The sequence below is a fragment of the Porphyromonas circumdentaria genome (genome assembly GCF_900167105.1).
GTDB lineage: Bacteria > Bacteroidota > Bacteroidia > Bacteroidales > Porphyromonadaceae > Porphyromonas > Porphyromonas circumdentaria.
Map to the genome: position 1 here is coordinate 1 of NZ_FUXE01000025.1, position 16,325 is coordinate 16,325.

Annotated in this window: 14 protein-coding genes and 1 tRNA gene; 4 read left to right on the forward strand and 11 right to left on the reverse strand. The window is 43.6% G+C overall.

Annotation, left to right across the window (positions count from 1 at the left end; translation table 11 throughout):
• On the forward strand, nt 1–736 hold a 736-nt coding region (locus B5D06_RS08970; RefSeq protein WP_078737551.1), incomplete at its 5' end, for a hypothetical protein.
• 86 nt (nt 737–822) lie between these two features.
• Here the strand turns inward: B5D06_RS08970 and uvrB are convergent.
• From uvrB to B5D06_RS08475, 8 genes are all read right to left on the reverse strand, one after another.
• On the reverse strand, nt 823–2,856 hold the full coding sequence (gene uvrB, locus B5D06_RS08440; protein WP_078737552.1) for an excinuclease ABC subunit UvrB: 2,034 nt from the start codon (nt 2,854–2,856) through the stop codon (nt 823–825).
• A gap of 66 nt (nt 2,857–2,922) precedes the next feature.
• Nucleotides 2,923–3,501, reverse strand: coding sequence for an FAA hydrolase family protein (locus B5D06_RS08445; RefSeq protein WP_078737553.1), 579 nt, complete (start codon nt 3,499–3,501; stop codon nt 2,923–2,925).
• Nucleotides 3,498–4,055 (reverse strand): dTDP-4-dehydrorhamnose 3,5-epimerase, encoded by a 558-nt coding sequence (gene rfbC / locus B5D06_RS08450; RefSeq protein ID WP_078737554.1) that lies wholly within the window; start codon nt 4,053–4,055, stop codon nt 3,498–3,500. The genes B5D06_RS08445 and rfbC overlap by 4 nt, the downstream gene beginning before the upstream one ends.
• A 10-nt stretch (nt 4,056–4,065) precedes the next feature.
• Nucleotides 4,066–6,033 carry a PorE family type IX secretion system protein gene (gene porE, locus B5D06_RS08455; RefSeq protein WP_078737555.1) on the reverse strand — a complete coding sequence of 656 codons (1,968 nt, stop codon included), beginning with the start codon at nt 6,031–6,033 and terminating at the stop codon, nt 4,066–4,068.
• A 14-nt stretch (nt 6,034–6,047) separates the two neighbouring features.
• Nucleotides 6,048–6,683 (reverse strand): 7-carboxy-7-deazaguanine synthase QueE, encoded by a 636-nt coding sequence (locus tag B5D06_RS08460; protein ID WP_078737556.1) that lies wholly within the window; start codon nt 6,681–6,683, stop codon nt 6,048–6,050.
• A complete protein-coding gene (locus B5D06_RS08465; RefSeq protein ID WP_078737557.1) occupies nt 6,647–7,105 on the reverse strand; it encodes a 6-pyruvoyl trahydropterin synthase family protein in 459 nt (152 codons plus the stop codon). The genes B5D06_RS08460 and B5D06_RS08465 overlap by 37 nt, the downstream gene beginning before the upstream one ends.
• 200 nt (nt 7,106–7,305) lie before the next feature.
• Nucleotides 7,306–7,376: transfer RNA gene (locus tag B5D06_RS08470), tRNA-Gln, on the reverse strand.
• Nucleotides 7,377–7,689: 313 nt separating this feature from the next.
• Nucleotides 7,690–8,733 carry a radical SAM protein gene (locus tag B5D06_RS08475; RefSeq protein WP_234989585.1) on the reverse strand — a complete coding sequence of 348 codons (1,044 nt, stop codon included), beginning with the start codon at nt 8,731–8,733 and terminating at the stop codon, nt 7,690–7,692.
• Between the two features lie 389 nt (nt 8,734–9,122).
• Here B5D06_RS08475 and B5D06_RS08480 point away from each other — a divergent pair, with 389 nt between their 5' ends.
• The 3 genes from B5D06_RS08480 to B5D06_RS08490 all read left to right on the forward strand — a co-directional run bounded on the left by B5D06_RS08480 (nt 9,123) and on the right by B5D06_RS08490 (nt 12,792).
• On the forward strand, nt 9,123–10,514 hold the full coding sequence (locus tag B5D06_RS08480; protein WP_078737558.1) for a DEAD/DEAH box helicase: 1,392 nt from the start codon (nt 9,123–9,125) through the stop codon (nt 10,512–10,514).
• Nucleotides 10,515–10,518: 4 nt separating this feature from the next.
• Nucleotides 10,519–11,748 (forward strand): ROK family transcriptional regulator, encoded by a 1,230-nt coding sequence (locus B5D06_RS08485; RefSeq protein ID WP_078737563.1) that lies wholly within the window; start codon nt 10,519–10,521, stop codon nt 11,746–11,748.
• Nucleotides 11,749–11,829: 81 nt separating this feature from the next.
• The gene (locus B5D06_RS08490; RefSeq protein WP_078737564.1) at nt 11,830–12,792 is read left to right on the forward strand and encodes a calcium/sodium antiporter; all 963 of its coding nucleotides are present in this window, start codon (nt 11,830–11,832) and stop codon (nt 12,790–12,792) included.
• 117 nt (nt 12,793–12,909) lie between these two features.
• Here B5D06_RS08490 and B5D06_RS08495 read toward each other — a convergent pair whose 3' ends face one another.
• The 3 genes from B5D06_RS08495 to B5D06_RS08505 form a co-directional block, all read right to left on the reverse strand.
• On the reverse strand, nt 12,910–15,174 hold the full coding sequence (locus B5D06_RS08495) for a RelA/SpoT family protein (RefSeq protein ID WP_078737559.1): 2,265 nt from the start codon (nt 15,172–15,174) through the stop codon (nt 12,910–12,912).
• An 84-nt stretch (nt 15,175–15,258) separates the two neighbouring features.
• On the reverse strand, nt 15,259–15,924 hold the full coding sequence (gene bioD / locus B5D06_RS08500; RefSeq protein WP_078737560.1) for a dethiobiotin synthase: 666 nt from the start codon (nt 15,922–15,924) through the stop codon (nt 15,259–15,261).
• Between the two features lie 102 nt (nt 15,925–16,026).
• Nucleotides 16,027–16,325, reverse strand: a 299-nt coding sequence (locus tag B5D06_RS08505) for an IS30 family transposase (RefSeq protein WP_143742540.1), incomplete at its 5' end; no start/stop codon positions are given.

Consider the following 16,325-nt stretch of genomic DNA (forward strand, 5'->3'; position numbering starts at 1 on the left):
CGAATACATCAAGATAGCAGGGGTGCAAGTAACGTCAGAGAATTGCGACGACCTTTCCGTTATTGATGGCGTTAGCGGAACAGTCGAGTATAATCCAGACACTAAGACCCTCACCCTGGAGGATGCAAGGATTGAGGTAGGAGATGATAGAAGCGGCATCGAATCAAGTGTAGAAAATCTTACGATTGTAGTCAGAGGGACATGTAATCTTTCTACTGCAAAAGCTGCTATTTCTTTAAGAGAAAATACAACTATTACGGGCGGAGGAACGCTTTCTACAGCATCATCTACTGATTGTGCTATTTACCTCCAATTTTCTCTCTCTCTTACTATTGATGGCTGTCGTGTGGAAGCCAAAGGAGAATATGGCATAGCTGGATATAATGGAGAGAACGGGGAGCATCTTACCATCAAGAATGCAACGGTAACTGCAGAAGGGAGCAAGGGCTCCATCTGCGACTTGGCATCGCTTACGCTCGAGGGCTGTAAAATCACCCAGCCAGTAGGGGCGGCATTTAACGAAAGTAAGCATGCCGTATGTGATGCCGATGGCAATATCATCAAAAGTAAGATTGACATAAAGCCCAGCGACCCAGATGCTATTGAACGCATTAGCCTGGAAGAGCCTGCTTATCGTGGCATATACAACCTACTTGGTATTAAACTCAATATCCCGTTTGAGCAACTGCCTTCTGGGGTCTACATCGTAGATGGCGTGAAAGTGTTTAAGAAGTAAGTAAAATCCTAAAGAGAAAAGAGAGGGCTGCGGCAAAACTGAATTCGCCACAGCCCTCTTTTTATTTTTGAGCCGTTGTAGAGAGGTTATTTTGTCTCTCCCTCGAGTCGTTTCTGGAGGGCGTTTGCCTCGTCTCGTAGTCGGGCTGCCTCCATAAAGTCGAGTTCCTTTGCCGCGGCATACATTCTTTGTCGAGTGGCTTCGAGAAGTCGTTCTAAGTCTCGACGGCTTAGTTGTTGCGTAATGGGGTCTTGAGTTCTTTCTGTTCCGATCGGTTCTATATAGGCATTGGGCAGGACGGGGGCGAAAGTATTTTCTTTACCTTTCACCAGACTGACACCTCCTTTTTGTACTTGACGAGGTATAATATTGTGTTTCTTATTGTAGGCGAGCTGTTTGGTACGTCGCTCTGCCGTCTCTTCGATGGTAAGGCGCATGCTCTCGGTTATCTTGTCGGCATAGAAGATAACCATTCCCTCTAAGTTGCGTGCAGCTCTCCCTGCTGTTTGGGTCAGTGAGCGATGTGAGCGCAGAAAACCCTCTTTATCGGCGTCAAGCACGGCGACTAACGATACTTCGGGAAGGTCTAATCCCTCACGGAGCAAATTGACTCCGACCAGTACATCAAAGACACCGCTGCGTAACTCGTCCAGTATGCGGATGCGGTCTAAAGTGTCTACATCGCTGTGTATGTAGGCAGTCGCAACTCCTACCCTTTGCAGGTATTCACTCAATTCCTCTGCCATGCGTTTGGTAAGAGTTGTCACTAAAACCCGCTGATGCTTCTCTCTTCTTTTATGAATTTCCTCGAGTAAATCATCAATCTGATGTTCTATTGGGCGCACCTCGATGATGGGATCGGGAAGTCCCGTCGGACGGATTATTTGCTGTACGATTACTCCTTGGCTTTTCTCCAATTCATATTCGGCTGGTGTAGCACTGATATAAATGGAGATGGGGGTTAGGTCGTTGAACTCGTCGAAAGTGAGAGGACGATTGTCCATAGCAGCAGGAAGGCGAAAACCGTACTCTACGAGAGAGGTCTTGCGTGCCCTGTCGCCTCCATACATAGCTCGTATCTGGGGAATCGTAACGTGGCTTTCGTCAATGACCAGCAGAAAATCCTCGGGAAAGTAGTCGAAGAGGCAGAAAGGACGTGCTCCCTCTTCTCGTCCGTCGAAATAGCGAGAGTAGTTTTCAATACCACTGCAATAGCCGACTTCGCGAATCATTTCCACATCGTAACGCACACGCTCCCATAATCTCTGCGCTTCGTAGTGCTTGCCCATATCCTCCAATTCCTTAACGCGATGCGAGAGATCTCGCTCGATTTCGGCAAGGGCTATCTTGGTCTGCTCCTTGGTCGTGACGAAGAGATTAGCAGGGTGTATGTTGAGGGTCTCTAAGTTTCCTTGTCGTTCTCCTGTAATAGGGTTAATGAGAGTTATATCGCTTATCTCGTCGTCCCATAACTCTATGCGGTAGGCTATCCCGTCGTATCCTTCGACAGCGGGGAAGACATCGATGGTATCCCCTTTCACGCGGAAAGTGCCACTTGTAAACTCTGCCTTGTTATTCACATAGTGTGCCTCTGCCAGCAGGCGCATAAGTCTGTCCCGACCTATTTGTTGTCCCTGATAAAGAGTAATGATACGCTCCGAATAGGCACGTGGGTCTGCCATACCGTAAAGGCAGGAAACGGAGGCTACCACGATAATATCCCTCCGTCCCGATAGGAGAGAAGCTGTAGTTTTAAGGCGCATCCGATCGATTTCGGCATTGATTGCCATGTCTTTCTCTATGTAAGTGTCGGTGGTTGCCAGATAGGCTTCGGGCTGATAGTAATCGTAGTAGGAGACAAAATATTCAACAGCGTTTTCTGGAAAGAATGTCTTAAACTCTCCGAAAAGTTGTGCCGCCAGTGTTTTATTGTGGCTGATGATGAGCGTTGGCTTATTAAGGCGTGCTATAACATTAGCTATCGTAAAGGTCTTTCCCGAGCCTGTAACCCCGAGCAGGGTCTGTGCGGGAAGCCCCATTTTTACACCCTCTACGAGGCTTTGTATCGCTTCGGGCTGATCGCCCGTGGGTTGAAATTGACTGCTTAATAGGTACTCCATAGGGGCAAGGGTAAACTTTGGGGATGAATAAAAAAGATGTTTCGATGAGGCTCCTTAGAGCTTTTATTACTTAATCCTTAGCGTACAGTTCGTCTCGGCATACCCTTCGAGGGAGATATGTACTTTCTCTTCTAAACAAAGGGGTAAGGGTAAGTCTTCTTGGTTGCGAACTAAAAGGATATCTCCTATGTGGATAATGTTGAGGAGGGACATCTTTTCTACTGTATGGCGTACCATCTCTTCCGAGATACTACTGCAGAGAATGGGTGCATGCTCTCTATCTTGAGCGTAGTGTAGTGTGAAAGTTTTGGGGATAGTTGTGGAGGGCAGAAATCCATCAGCAATAGAGGCATATTCAAAAGCTACCGCCTCTTCCCATGGTAGGGAATCCCTTTTTTTTGTTTCCAATATATCAGGAGCTATGATATCAAAGCCCACACCTATAGATTGTATATATCGCTCGGCAAAACGATGCGCCACCTCTTTTCCTGTGCGTCCTATCTTAAGAGCAAGAGCTGGATAGGCTACGTAAGGTTCCTTAATATTAGGAAGGAAAAAAGGATAGTTGGGGCGGAGCAGAGCCTCTCCTTTATAATAGTAGTAGAGCAGTTCCTTTTGATGAAAGACGAATGAAAATATTTTCATAGATATTTCTGTTTGTATTCGTCGAGAGATATACCTCTGAGATCTTTATCCGATTGTAGTATCTCTTCCAAGGGTATTCCGTAGTTTTCCCAAGCGATTCCCAAAGCCGCATCAAAAGGAGATAGGGAACACTCGCTCTCGGGAGCGTAGCGGTTATCTACTTTATAAGAGAAGATAGCCCACTCACTAAGAACGAGGAAACCATGCGCAAAACCTCGAGGAATGTATAGTTGCTCCTTTTTAATGTCATCAAGCTTGCGGATAATATGTTGTCCAAAATGGGATGATTCGGGACGGAGGTCTACTGCTACATCTACAATAGTACCGTAGATGCAACGTACCAACTTGGCTTGAGGATGCGAAATTTGTAGGTGTAACCCTCGTAACACTCCACGCCGAGAGGCCGATTCGTTCTCTTGAATGAAAGGAGTGGAAGAGACTCTTGAGTGGAACTCTTCGTAACGGAGAGTTTCTGTAAAATAGCCTCGGGAGTCTCCATATACTTGTGGCGTTAATAGCCATACTCCGTTTATCTCTAATGGGGTGTATTGCATGGCAGGCAAGTTACTCTATTACAGTAAACTCAGTTCTTCGGTTGAGTTGATCACAAATGGCTTGCATTTCCTCTGTTTGTTGTAAGATAAACGCTTCATCGAGGTTTGTTCCCTCGGGAAGTTCTGGATAGAGAGTGTGTAGCTTGGCAGTTATTACACGAGGACGACTTTTTCCATATCCCTGTGGGCGTAGGCGTGTCAGCGCAATGCCTTGAGAGGAGAGATAGTCGATTACCGACTGAGCCCTTCTATTGGAGAGCGCAAGGTTATAAGCATCACTTCCCTTACGGTCGGCATGAGAAGAGATTTCTACCGACACATCGGGGTTTTCCTTGAGTATCTTGACCATAGCCTCTAAGTCACGAAGGCTCTCTTCTCTTAGTGTGGCTTTGTCAAATTCATAATATATATCTTGAAAAACTTCGGAGCGAATGCGCGAAGCGAGCTGAAAATCTACTTGATAGGTTGCATCTTCTGTTGCAGGATCTGTTCTGAACTGAGCATATTGGTTGAGATAGTTAGGAGCCCCTGCAAGAATTATATAGTTGGTTTCTCCTTCCAAATCAATAGAGTAGTAACCATCTTCCTTTGAAGAGACCATCATAGGATCTTCTGGGCTGTGTTCGCTGACAATGCGGAGAATGGCCCCTGATATGGGATATTCCTCTCGGTCATAGACGTAACCTTCTAATCGGGTTACTATAGCATACTGTTTAAAGCTGAAAAGATGCGGATAGCCTCGAGCATCGCTACGAGAAGAAGAGAAATAGCCCTCTGCCAAAAACTCTTTGGCTGGTACAGGATTAAAGACAATCCCATAGTCGTCTTGGGCAGAATTGATAGGTGAGCCGAGGTGATGTACTTGCCACTCTCCAGAGGATTGCAGTTCGGCTTTGTAAATATCATATCCTCCCAAACCGATACGCCCATTAGAAGCAAAGTAAAGCGTACTGTCTCCTACCATGAAAGGGCTTATCTCATCCCCTCTGGTATTTATGCTCTCTCCCATGTTGGTTGGGGTAGAAGAACCTATCTCCTCGACAGGTATAGTGTAAATATCTTTACCTCCGTACCCTCCCTCACTGACGAAATAGAGTGTTTTCCCAGAGCTAGAAACGGTTGGGTGAGCAGCCATTTTGAGCGAGTCTTCCCATATTTTTATTTCGCTTCCTTGGCTCCATCCCCCTTCGCCACTCTTGGAAGAGCGAAAAATCTTAGCTGTTCTGTCGTAAAGCTCATCGCTCTCGGCATAGGTGTAGTAGAGGCTTGCACCGTCAGGTGTTATGCAGGGCATTCCCTCGTCTGCAAAGGTATTCACTCCTCCTGATACACTGTCTGCTTTAGACCATTTACCCTGTGCATCTTGGGCTATATAGTAAAGGTCGTTGGGCTTCTCTCCAGTGACAGGACTATTCTCGAGCTCGGGGTTGCGATTACGGGCAGAGGAAAAGTAAAAGCTCTTTCCGTCTGGGGTAAAAGCTCCGCCAAAATCGCTCTTTGAGGAGTTCAGTTCCCTAGCGAGTCGTACATGAAGACGGTAGGGATTGTCTCTCAATTTTTGTATTTGAGCGAAGCTTTCTACTCCCAACAAGGCAAAGTAATCGTTGGGGACAAGGGAAAGATACTCTTGAAATCCCTTACTCCAATCTCTATTTTGTGCCGTGATTTGCTGCATCTGAGCGATGCGCAACTGTAAAATAGTGTCGGGATACTGATAATTGCGTGCCGCAAGATAGGCACTTTGAGCCCGTTGTATATTGCGTGCCAGTCGGTAGTTTTCGGCTGCTTTGAAAGCAAAAAAAGCTTTCTTCTCAATATCCTTTCGGGAGGTACTTCGGTAGAGCTTGTCGTATAAACCAGCCGCCTGAGTATAACGTCCTGCCTGATAGGCCGTCTCTGCTTCCTTTATCTTCATGGCTCTGCACGCAGGTAGGAGAAGTAGTAGCAGTGCTAAAGGCAAGAGAGTTTTATAGCTCATGACTGTACTGTGCTTTATTGTATTCCGATAAGTTTGTGTAGTTGTATGCTTAACCTCCATTCGGGATGCTCTTTGATATAGTCTATGCAAGCATTCAACGCAATAGGGTAAGGCGTTATTGTACCCTCTTCGGGAGAGAAAATAGGGCTAAGAAAGTAGTTTAGTGCCTTGGGTAACTCCTCGATATTGGGAGGAAGAGGAGTTTCTGGTCCAAAGGGGAAGCGCCATTCACTCACACCATTAGGAAAGTTTTTTCGTAACAAATGAAAGGCTTCGGGCTTAGGACTGCACGTAATATAGTCTAAGTTTTGCGGGACGGGATGAGTGCCATTCGTCTCGATGCTTTGTCGGTATCCTTTTTGGTGAAAGTACTCTACAATTTCTTCGGTAAGCGAAAGTGTAGGTTCTCCTCCTGTCCACAGGATATTGCGTGCAGGGTATGAAGAGATAGCTTGATAGAGTTCCTCGAGCGTCATCTCTGTATACTCCTTAAAGTCTGTATCGCAATAGGAGCAACGAAGGTTACACATGGAAAAACGGATAAATATCATCGGAAACCCCATCTGCGCTCCCTCCCCTTGTAGAGAGTAAAAGATCTCATTGATGAGTAGTTTCATAATTGTGGTAAGCGATGGTAAGAGGCACTGCATTTAGCTGTTTCCTCTACACGGCAAGCTATAAGAGAGACTTCCGTGCCCTGTAAAAGTTGGGGGGCTACTTCCTCTACAAGGTAGGTAGCTATTGCCTCTGCCGTAGGGTTAAAGGGTACTATCACAATATCATCGGGTACAACCTCTAAAAGAGAGGTGAGTAGAGGATCTTCATTCCATAGCATCATCCGATGGTCCCAATGCTCTTCTAGCCACTCGCAGAGTAAAGACTTGATTATTCCAAAGTCGATGATTCTTCCTAAAGAGTCTACCTGTTGTGCCGAACATACGAAATGGATACGGTAGTTGTGACCGTGCAGGTGGCGACATTTATGCTCGTGCCCAACCACTCTGTGACCCATGCTGATGTCGTGGTATCGCTCAACGGTTAATAATGGCTGGTAATTATTTTTCTGTTCCATTGTTTCTTTTCTCAAAGTTACTATAATCTTCGGTACCTCCTCGAGCCTCTTTCTCTTTTTTGGAGGTATTTCTGTGAAGTAGTTTCCTCTTAGAGTGAATAGTAATAGCTATTGTCTAAGAAAAAATAGAGGTAACAGATTGTTCATGTATACAAAAAAAAAGGAGAAGCAATCGTATTGCTCCTCCTTCTCAATAAGAGTTGTCTCACAAGGATTCGAACCTTGACAAACAGAACCAAAACCTGTTGTGCTACCATTACACCATGAGACAAGACCAAAAGCATACTCCCTCTGTGAGTTTGCGACTGCAAAGGTAGGTAAACTTATCGAATTGAGCAATATTTTTCTCGTAAATAATCGGATGTTACCTTCCAGAAGAGGGTTTGTCCCCCATAAGTTAAGCCTGCTTTGTGCTATAACTCATTGATCGATAGTGTTTTAATTAGAAGCTTTACTGCTACTTTGAAGCCGAAAACATAACTTCTCGTCGTTTTTTTTATCGGTTTTTGCGGAGAAAATCTTTTGAGTAAAGTCTCGGAGCTATTTACTCCGCAAGGCTAAACCTTTCAATTCCTTTGTGTCTTCTAATAGTTTAGCTTTTTGGTGGTGTAAGCTCCTTTTTCCTGATACTTATTGTTGGGCGTAGCAATAGCCTTAACGATCTGTAGCAATACTTTTTTTTGAGAGGCATAGGTGGAGAAAGGGGTCGTTCTGAAGTCAATATCTGCTTTGTCCAAACTTTTGGGCGAAAGATAATAATAGGTAAACTCTTCAAAGAGCATATCTAACTTGCGCGGAGGGCGTTGGGTTATTGACATCTTCTTTTTAGAGGGGCATAGTAGCGTTATACCTCTGTTGGTAAGTTGCTCTTGTACGGGGATAATAATTGTTTCGTAGTTGTCTATTAGTTGCTTCATCGAGAAGTTACTATAGGCAGAGTCGCCTATTTTCTGTACAGGTCTTATTTGTACTTTGTCGATGGCATAGGGAGCGATAAGTTGAGGTAATAGTGCCAGGTCGGCCAGATTATCCTCATTGAGCGTATAGTTAATACGTATTTGTAGAGAGGGGTAGAGCTTTTTTACCTTGTGGGCATGCTCCAAAAGGTGGATGAATTTATCGAAGCTCCCCCGCTCCATAAGGTATTCGTAGGTGTCACGGGTTGTACCGTGCAGAGATAGGGTTAGTTCGTTTAGTCCTGCTCGGGCGTAATTCTCGACATCTTCGTATGAAAGCAGGTTACCATTAGTTATTAAGGATATAAAGGGTACTTGGTGCGTCTTGCCCAGTTCTATTAGATGCAGTGTCTCTTTACTGAGAGTTGGTTCGGCACCACAGCCTATTTGTAGTCGCAGAGCGTGGTCAAAGAGCGAGTGTGCCAGAGCCTCTATCTCCTCTCTGCTGAGGCTACCTTTCATCTCTTTTACTTTTTGGGAATCGCTGAAATAACACATCTTACATCGAAGATTGCAGGCTAAAACAGGATCAATATATACTCCGATGTATCTTTTGTGCAGGAGGTGTAGGATAGCTATAATGGCAAGTTTTAATCGGGTATTACTCGATTTGCTCACTTTTGTAGCTATTTTTTGCTTTAGTTTGCCGATAGAAGCTTTTTTCATGCGCATAAAATTACAATTTATTTTATAGTCCTTTTGAGGAGGCTGTGGCATGATAAGAATGCTTGCATACCATTTTGTTGTTCTCACTTGAGTTCTTGCCTTCTTTCTTCAATAAATTGATTTATCTTCTCTGTTCTTAAATATTCTTTTTCGTTTTTTTTAATGTTATTTCTATCGTACTTTTTATGAGAGATTGTATAACCCTGTCTTTTCTATATATGTTACCAAAAATCCTTTTTTGCAAAAAAGAGTGTGGGAAATTTTATTGGGGAGAATAGAAAGTGTATAATTGCTTGTAGTATGTGATATTCCTTCTTTTTATACTAAAAGCATCTTAATATTGTTGGATAATCTTGATAAAGTATATACCTTTGCGAAGTTAATATGGGTGCAGAATGGATTTTTTTGAGTTTGATTTAGAAGATGCTGTATTAGATGGTCTTGAGGCGATGAATTTTATTACCCCAACGCCTATACAAGAAGCAGCTATTCCATTTTTGCTGTCGGGAAGAGATCTTCTGGGTTGCGCCCAAACAGGTACAGGAAAAACGGCAGCGTATCTCTTGCCTATTGTTAATAGGATTTATCTCGGAGAGTTTAACGAAGATTCTATTAAGGCGGTTATAATGGCACCTACAAGAGAGTTGGCACAGCAGATAGATCAGCAGATAGAGGGTTTCGCCTACTATCTATCTATTTCATCGACGGCTATTTATGGAGGCACAGACGGGGTTGTCTGGGCACAGACGCAAAGAAGTTTGGAGAAAGGTACCGATATTGTTGTAGCTACTCCAGGGCGACTTATATCAATGCTCAATCTCAATATGGCCGATATTTCCAAAACAGCTTATTTTGTTATCGATGAAGCCGATAGAATGTTGGATATGGGGTTCTACGACGACATTATGAACATCTGTCGTTTACTCCCTAAAGATTGTCAAATGGTGCTTTTCTCTGCCACGATGCCACCGAAGATAGCCTCTTTGGCAGAGATGATTTTGAAAGATCCTGTGCGTATAGAACTATCGGTCTCAAAACCACCTACGACGATAAAACAGTATGTCTCTCTCTGTCATGAGGAGCAGAAATTAGCTGTGCTTAAAAAGTTTTTTTCCAACGAAGAGTTTGTTACCAAGGGTGCCAAAACTGTGCTCTTTGCCTCCTCTAAGTTGAAAGTGCATCAATTGGCACAAGCTATAAAGAAAGAAGGGCTAAGTGTAGCAGAAATGCACTCCAATCTCACGCAGGCTGAGCGAGATCAAGTAATGCGCCAGTTCAAAATGAGTGCTTTTGATATCCTTGTGGCTACAGACATCGTGGCCAGAGGTATAGATATAGACGACATAGAGTTGGTGGTAAACTATGATATGCCCAAAGATCCAGAGGATTATGTCCATAGAATAGGGCGAACAGCACGAGGCAACTCCGAGGGAGGCACGGCTTTTACGCTCGTAACGGAGCGAGACCTGTCGGCTTTCTACTCTTTGGAGCACTTTTTGGGGTATACTGTTGTGCAACTCCCAGTAGACGAGGACTTGGGTTCGGTACCTGTATATGCTCCTAAACAGGGAGCAAAAACGTGGCAAAAGAGGGGAAGGAGGAGACGTCCGTCCGCTCGCTCTCAATCTTCTACAAAATCCTCTTCTGCGAAAAAAGTAGCTAAAAGGTCAAAAGAGACAGAGCATAAAGAAGCGAAAAAGAGGAGCTCTCTACGTAAAAAACCTAATTACAATAGATATAAAAAGGACCTGACGAATAAGAACCATGGGGAACAAAATAACAAATGAACGTATGAATAGACTACAACAAAAGTCCGCTCTAATAAGGGAAATAGACCCTAATACCAAAGTAGGCCAAACAAAACGAAAGATAGTAGCCTATTGCATTGAGCATGGTCCATCTACAATAACCGATTTGGCGCATCACCTGATGTTGAGTGCTCCTACGGTAACCAAGTTTATTACTGACTTGGAGGAGAAGGGATGTATAATGAGCTACGGCAAATTAGAAACTCATGGAGGTAGATACCCTTTTTTATATGGATTGCATCCAGAAGTGGGAGGTTTTATAGGGGTTTATATACACTATAATAAACTCAATATCGGATACATGGATATAGTGGGGAATATCTTAAAAACAGAGTATGATATTCCCTTTGAGTTTCAAAATCAACCCGAAAAGTTGGATGAGCTTTCTTCGCTTGTTTTAGACTTTATAGATCGGCATCATATAGAGAAAGATCATCTTCTCAATATAAATATCAATCTTCCTGGTCGTATCAATTCAAAGACAGGGTATAGTTATACGTTCTTTGCCGATTTGCAGAAAGAGTCTTCTCTTGCCGAAATCTTGAGTAAAAAGATGGGCTTTTATGTAACCATCGATAATGATACACGTGGCTTGGCATACGGAGAATATACACAGGGAGTTGGTGCCTCTAAAAATGCCAAGGATGTGCTTTATGTTAACCTCAGTTGGGGGTTGGGATTAGGTATAATACTTGATGGTAAGGTCTATACAGGGAAGTCTGGTTTTAGTGGAGAGTTTGGTCATATAAGCATATTTGACAATGAAATTCTCTGCCAGTGTGGCAAGAAAGGATGTATGCAAACCGAGATCGGAGGGCATGCACTACATAGAGAAATTATTGAAAGGGTGCGCTCGGGAGAGACATCGATTCTAAGCAATTGTATATTGAAAGGCGAAGAATTGACCCTTGCTGATATTATTGAGGCTATAAACCACGGAGATGTGCTCTGTTTGGAAGTCTTGGCTTCCGTTGGGCGCAAATTGGGTAGACAGCTGGCAGGATTGATAAACATATTCAATCCCGAGTTGGTTATCATAGGTGGAAGTTTAGCTGCAACAGGAGAGATATTGAGGCTTCCTGTAGAGACGGTTGTACGTACATACACACTAAATCTGGTGAGTAGTGATACTGAAATTGTTGTAGCAGAGTTAGGCGAAGAAGCTGGTCTTATAGGAGCTTGTATGACGGCTCGTTCCAGACGTTTTGAATGAACCTATTCTGTTTCATTTATGCTTCTTGGCTTTTTGAATAGGATATATAAAAGAGAGAATTTGCTGAAAGTATAAATGAGTATGTGGTTAAGTGTTTTACTTCTTCTTGCAGGGCTTGCAATGATTTTTTATGGGGCTAATCTTTTAACAGATGGAGCCTCCTCGATAGCTAAGCGAATGCGAGTAACTCCTTTGGTTATAGGTCTGACTGTGGTGGCTATGGGCACTTCGGCTCCCGAAATGGCCGTGAGTCTGACTTCTGCAATAGGAGGAAAGTCTGATATAGCTTTGGGTAATGTAGTGGGAAGCAATATCTTCAACATATTGGCTATACTGGGGCTTACGGCTTTGGTAAAGCCTTTGAAAGTAGCCACCACAACCACACGGGTAGAAATTCCCGTCGTAATACTTCTTACTCTTGTAGTCAGTATTCTCTGCTTAGATACCCTTGTGAATGGAGCTTCGGTCAATATGATAGATCGTTCTGAGGGTTTTGTTCTTCTCTCCTTCTTTATTCTTTTTATGGCCTATACCATGTTTATAGCGAGGCGTGAGGAACCCTCTGAAGAGAATGCTCCAGAGATTAAGCAGTATTCGCTCTGGCTTTCTATTCTTATGGTTTTATTGGGGCTAACCTTTCTTGCTTTGGGGGGAAGATTTTTTACAAACGGAGCGGCAGATATAGCTCGAGCACTTGGCGTAAGCGAGGCTGTAATCGGTTTGACGTTAGTGGCTCTCGGTACTTCTATACCCGAGTTGGCAACTTCTCTTGTCGCAGCTCGTAAGGGTCAGGTTGATATGGCCATTGGTAACGTGGTAGGGAGCAATATCTTCAATCTACTCTTTATCTTAGGTACCACCGCTGTTATAAAACCAATCACAATATCGGGTATAACGCTTATGGACTACGCTGCGATGCTTCTTGCCGTAGTATTGTTATATCTCTTTACCATCTGTTTTGGGCAACGTAAGATACTCCGTTTAGAGGGGTTGGTGTTATTGCTCTGTTTCGTTGCCTATAATGTTTTTCTGGTACTTCGGTAGGATTAGTTTCCTTTCCTTCTCGTAGGTATAAAATAGGGTGTCTCTTCTTAATATAGGAGAGATACCCTTTTTAGTTATATCCGTTACTGGATAATTCTTTTGCAAGTCTACAACCGATTATATGCGTGTGATTGAGTTGATGGATGGATTTTTCTTCAAGCCATCGCAGATGCGTCGCACATCTTCTGTATTGTGTACCATAACCTTAAAGGTGCCGCCAAAAACACCACTGTGCGAGGCAAGGTTGATACCCGTAATGCTAATGTTTATATCCTCACTGATGTATTGGATAATAGCATTGAGAATGCCGATAGAGTCAATCCCCTTGATTTCAAAGGTTACTTCAAAGAGGGAGTTGGGGTGATCTCCCCAAAGAGTTTGTACGATGCGATTACCTGCACTACTCTTTAGTCGGGTTGCATTGATGCAGGAACGTTTGTGTACAACCACCTTGTTACCATCTTCTATAAAGCCGATGGTTTCATCTCCCAGTACGGGATTACAGCAGGGAGCGATACTATAGTTGGGGGTAAAGTTAAACTCTTCCAATAGGAAAGGCTTCTTAGTATTGATTCCTATCGTGTGAACTTCTTGTTGGAGAGATTTACCGTTTGCTTTGTTATTCTTGGAGGAGCGAAATATCCTCGTGAAGAAGTTGCCCTTGTCCCCCTCTTGAATTAGTTTCTTAAAACTGTCGGGAAGAGAAATAGACCTGCTCCCCACGGCATAGAAGAACTCTTCTCTTTTGTGAAAGTTGAAGTAGTTGGCTACTTTGTCCAGATGTGCTGTTGTCACAGTCTGCCCATCTTTTTGGAAAAGGGCTACAACCTCTTTTTCTCCCAAAGCAATAGATTCACGACGACGCTTGCGTAGCACCTCGTCAATTACCGCACGAGCTTTGGCGGAGGTTACATAGTTGAGCCATTCGGGGGTGGGAGATTGCTTCTCGCTGGTTATGACTTCGACCTGATCTCCGTTTTGTAGAGTGTAGTTGAAGGGAACTAATCTGTGGTTTACCTTCGCTCCTATACAGTGTTTCCCTATCTCTCCGTGGATGGCAAAGGCAAAGTCCAGAGCAGTAGCTTTCTGGGGAAGGGATATCATTTTACCTCGGGGGGTAAAGACCGATATTTCTTCTGTGTAGAGATTGAGCTTGAAAGTATCCAAAAAGTCCATAGAGTCTGGCGTTGGGCTCTCTAATATCTCTCGGATAGTAGCCAACCATTTTTCCAGTTCCGAATCTTCCTCAAAAACTTCAGACTTATACTTCCAATGAGCGGCAAAGCCGAGTTCAGCGATATCGTCCATCTTACGACTTCGTATCTGCACTTCTATCCACTCTCCATCTGGCCCCATTACTGTAGTGTGTAGTGCCTTATATCCGTTACTCTTAGGGTTCGTTACCCAGTCTCGTATACGCTCGGGTTTGGTTCTGTATATGTCGGTGATGCGCCCATATATATCCCAACACAAATCTTTGTCGCTGATATCGGGCTTACTCTCGAATATAATGCGCACTGCATAGAGATCATATACCTCTTCGAAGGGTATTTTTTTCTCCTGCATCTTGTGCCAAATGGAGTAGGCAGACTTGACCCTCGTTTTCATTTCGTAGGTAATGTTCATTGCCTTGAAACGTTCTTTGAGGGGGAGTGCAAAGCGTTCGAAAATTTGGTTGCGCTCTTCTTCCGAGGCAGAGATTTTGTCTTTTATTTCTTGGTACTCTTTGGGGTGTTCTATGGCAAAGCTTAGTTCCTCAAGCTCTGTCTTTATAGCGAAAAGCCCCAATCGATGGGCGATAGGGGCATATACATAGAGCGTTTCGCCCACAATTTTTAATTGCTTGGCAACAGGCATTGCATCCAGCGTACGCATGTTGTGCAGGCGGTCGGCTATCTTGATAAGGATGACACGGATATCTTCGTTCATCGTGAGCAATAGCTTGCGGAAGTTCTCGGTCTGAGCAGAAACGTTCATCCCCTCTTGAAACATGTCGGATGGGATTTTGGTCAAGCCCTCTACGATTTGTGCCACTTTATCACCAAACATAGTACGAAGGTCTTCGGTCGTATAGTCTGTATCTTCCACCACATCGTGGAGCAGTGCGCAGACAATAGAGGTAGAGCCCAGCCCCATCTCGGAACAGATGATTTGCGCCACCGCTAAAGGATGAGTTATGTAGGGGATACCACTTTTTCTCCTTACGCCTTCGTGAGCTTTACGTGCCAGAAGAAAAGCCTTTTCGATACGCTCTACTTTTCTACGGTGCTTAGACCTTAGGTAGGCATCGATTAGGGCATTGTACTGCTCCATAATCATGCGGTTTTCTTCCTCTGGTGTTAGGTGTACTACCTCATTGGCGTTATTCTTCATCGGTTCCATAGAAAAGTAGAATTAAATAATATCCCTACTATATGTACTATTCGATCTTTTGAATTTTGTCAGAAATAAAATCGGTTGGGTAGATTATAACTCAAGAGAGCTTAGTTCTATCCACTCTGTTTGGGGGCTATGCTTATGTAGATACTCTTTTAGATACTCTTCTGTGTCTGTTTCTATAGGAGTACATATTTCCCCTTCGCAAGGGTATTTATTATATATGAATATCTCTAAGTCAATGCCTCTGTTTCTTAGGGCTTCTATACTGAGTAACGAGTGGTTGATGCTCCCCAAACGTCCCGAGGAAACCAGGGCAACGGGGTAACCCCTTTGGGCGATGTAGTCTATAGTTAATAGATTGCGAGTCATTGGCACCATTAACCCGCCTGCACCCTCTATGAGGATTTTGTCATACCCCATACCCATAAGGGCGCACGTCGCTTGATCAATTTTTTCTACCTCTATATCCACACCTGCCATCTGTGCCGACAGGTGAGGTGAAGCTGGGAAAGGAAAAAGATAACTGCACCTATGAGGCTCTGCCAATTCTCTTTCGTGCGCGGAGGAAAAGAGAAGAGTTTTGTCGTGTACCTCTAAATCTTCGCTCCTTCCCGTACAGCCAGTTTGAATCGGTTTCTGGCTTATTATGCGCATACCCCTCTGTTGCATCGTTTTTATCAAAAAGGCAGTTGCATATGTTTTGCCTATTCCTGTATCAATGCCCGTAATAAAGAGAACTTTGTTTGTATTCATTATTACCTCTATTTAAGGAGTATATATTCACACAAAGATAGTATAAATATTCTGTTTTTTTGTAAGCCCGATTTTTGTTTTTGTACCATGCAGATTCCAGAGTCAAGTGCAACGTTGTTGCAAATATACGTCAAGGGCTTCTATAGGAGATTGAAAGTTTAGCTTTTTTCTGGGTCTGTTGTTTAGCAGGCTTTGTATTGTTTTGATTTGTAGTTTCGATATTTCGGAGAAAGAGGTTCCTTTCGGTATATATTGTCTTATTAGTTTGTTTAGATGTTCTATGTGTGGTTTGTCGGTTGAGCAATAGGGTTTTGCAAAGAAAACGGGAATTTTGAGTGCCCTTTCGATGGAAGAAAAAGCCATAAACTCGGCACCATTGTCCGTTGTGATGGAATGTAGCA

Coding starts and splice junctions, on each gene's coding strand:
- B5D06_RS08490 (WP_078737564.1), top strand. CDS start 11,830: ATGTGGTTAAGTGTTTTACTTCTTCTTGCAGGGCTTGCAATGATTTTT.
- porE (WP_078737555.1), bottom strand. CDS start 6,033: ATGAGCTATAAAACTCTCTTGCCTTTAGCACTGCTACTACTTCTCCTA.
- B5D06_RS08475 (WP_234989585.1), bottom strand. CDS start 8,733: ATGCGCATGAAAAAAGCTTCTATCGGCAAACTAAAGCAAAAAATAGCT.
- B5D06_RS08485 (WP_078737563.1), top strand. CDS start 10,519: ATGAATAGACTACAACAAAAGTCCGCTCTAATAAGGGAAATAGACCCT.
- B5D06_RS08445 (WP_078737553.1), bottom strand. CDS start 3,501: ATGAAAATATTTTCATTCGTCTTTCATCAAAAGGAACTGCTCTACTAC.
- B5D06_RS08460 (WP_078737556.1), bottom strand. CDS start 6,683: ATGCAGTGCCTCTTACCATCGCTTACCACAATTATGAAACTACTCATC.
- B5D06_RS08465 (WP_078737557.1), bottom strand. CDS start 7,105: ATGGAACAGAAAAATAATTACCAGCCATTATTAACCGTTGAGCGATAC.
- rfbC (WP_078737554.1), bottom strand. CDS start 4,055: ATGCAATACACCCCATTAGAGATAAACGGAGTATGGCTATTAACGCCA.
- B5D06_RS08495 (WP_078737559.1), bottom strand. CDS start 15,174: ATGGAACCGATGAAGAATAACGCCAATGAGGTAGTACACCTAACACCA.
- uvrB (WP_078737552.1), bottom strand. CDS start 2,856: ATGGAGTACCTATTAAGCAGTCAATTTCAACCCACGGGCGATCAGCCC.
- bioD (WP_078737560.1), bottom strand. CDS start 15,924: ATGAATACAAACAAAGTTCTCTTTATTACGGGCATTGATACAGGAATA.
- B5D06_RS08480 (WP_078737558.1), top strand. CDS start 9,123: ATGGATTTTTTTGAGTTTGATTTAGAAGATGCTGTATTAGATGGTCTT.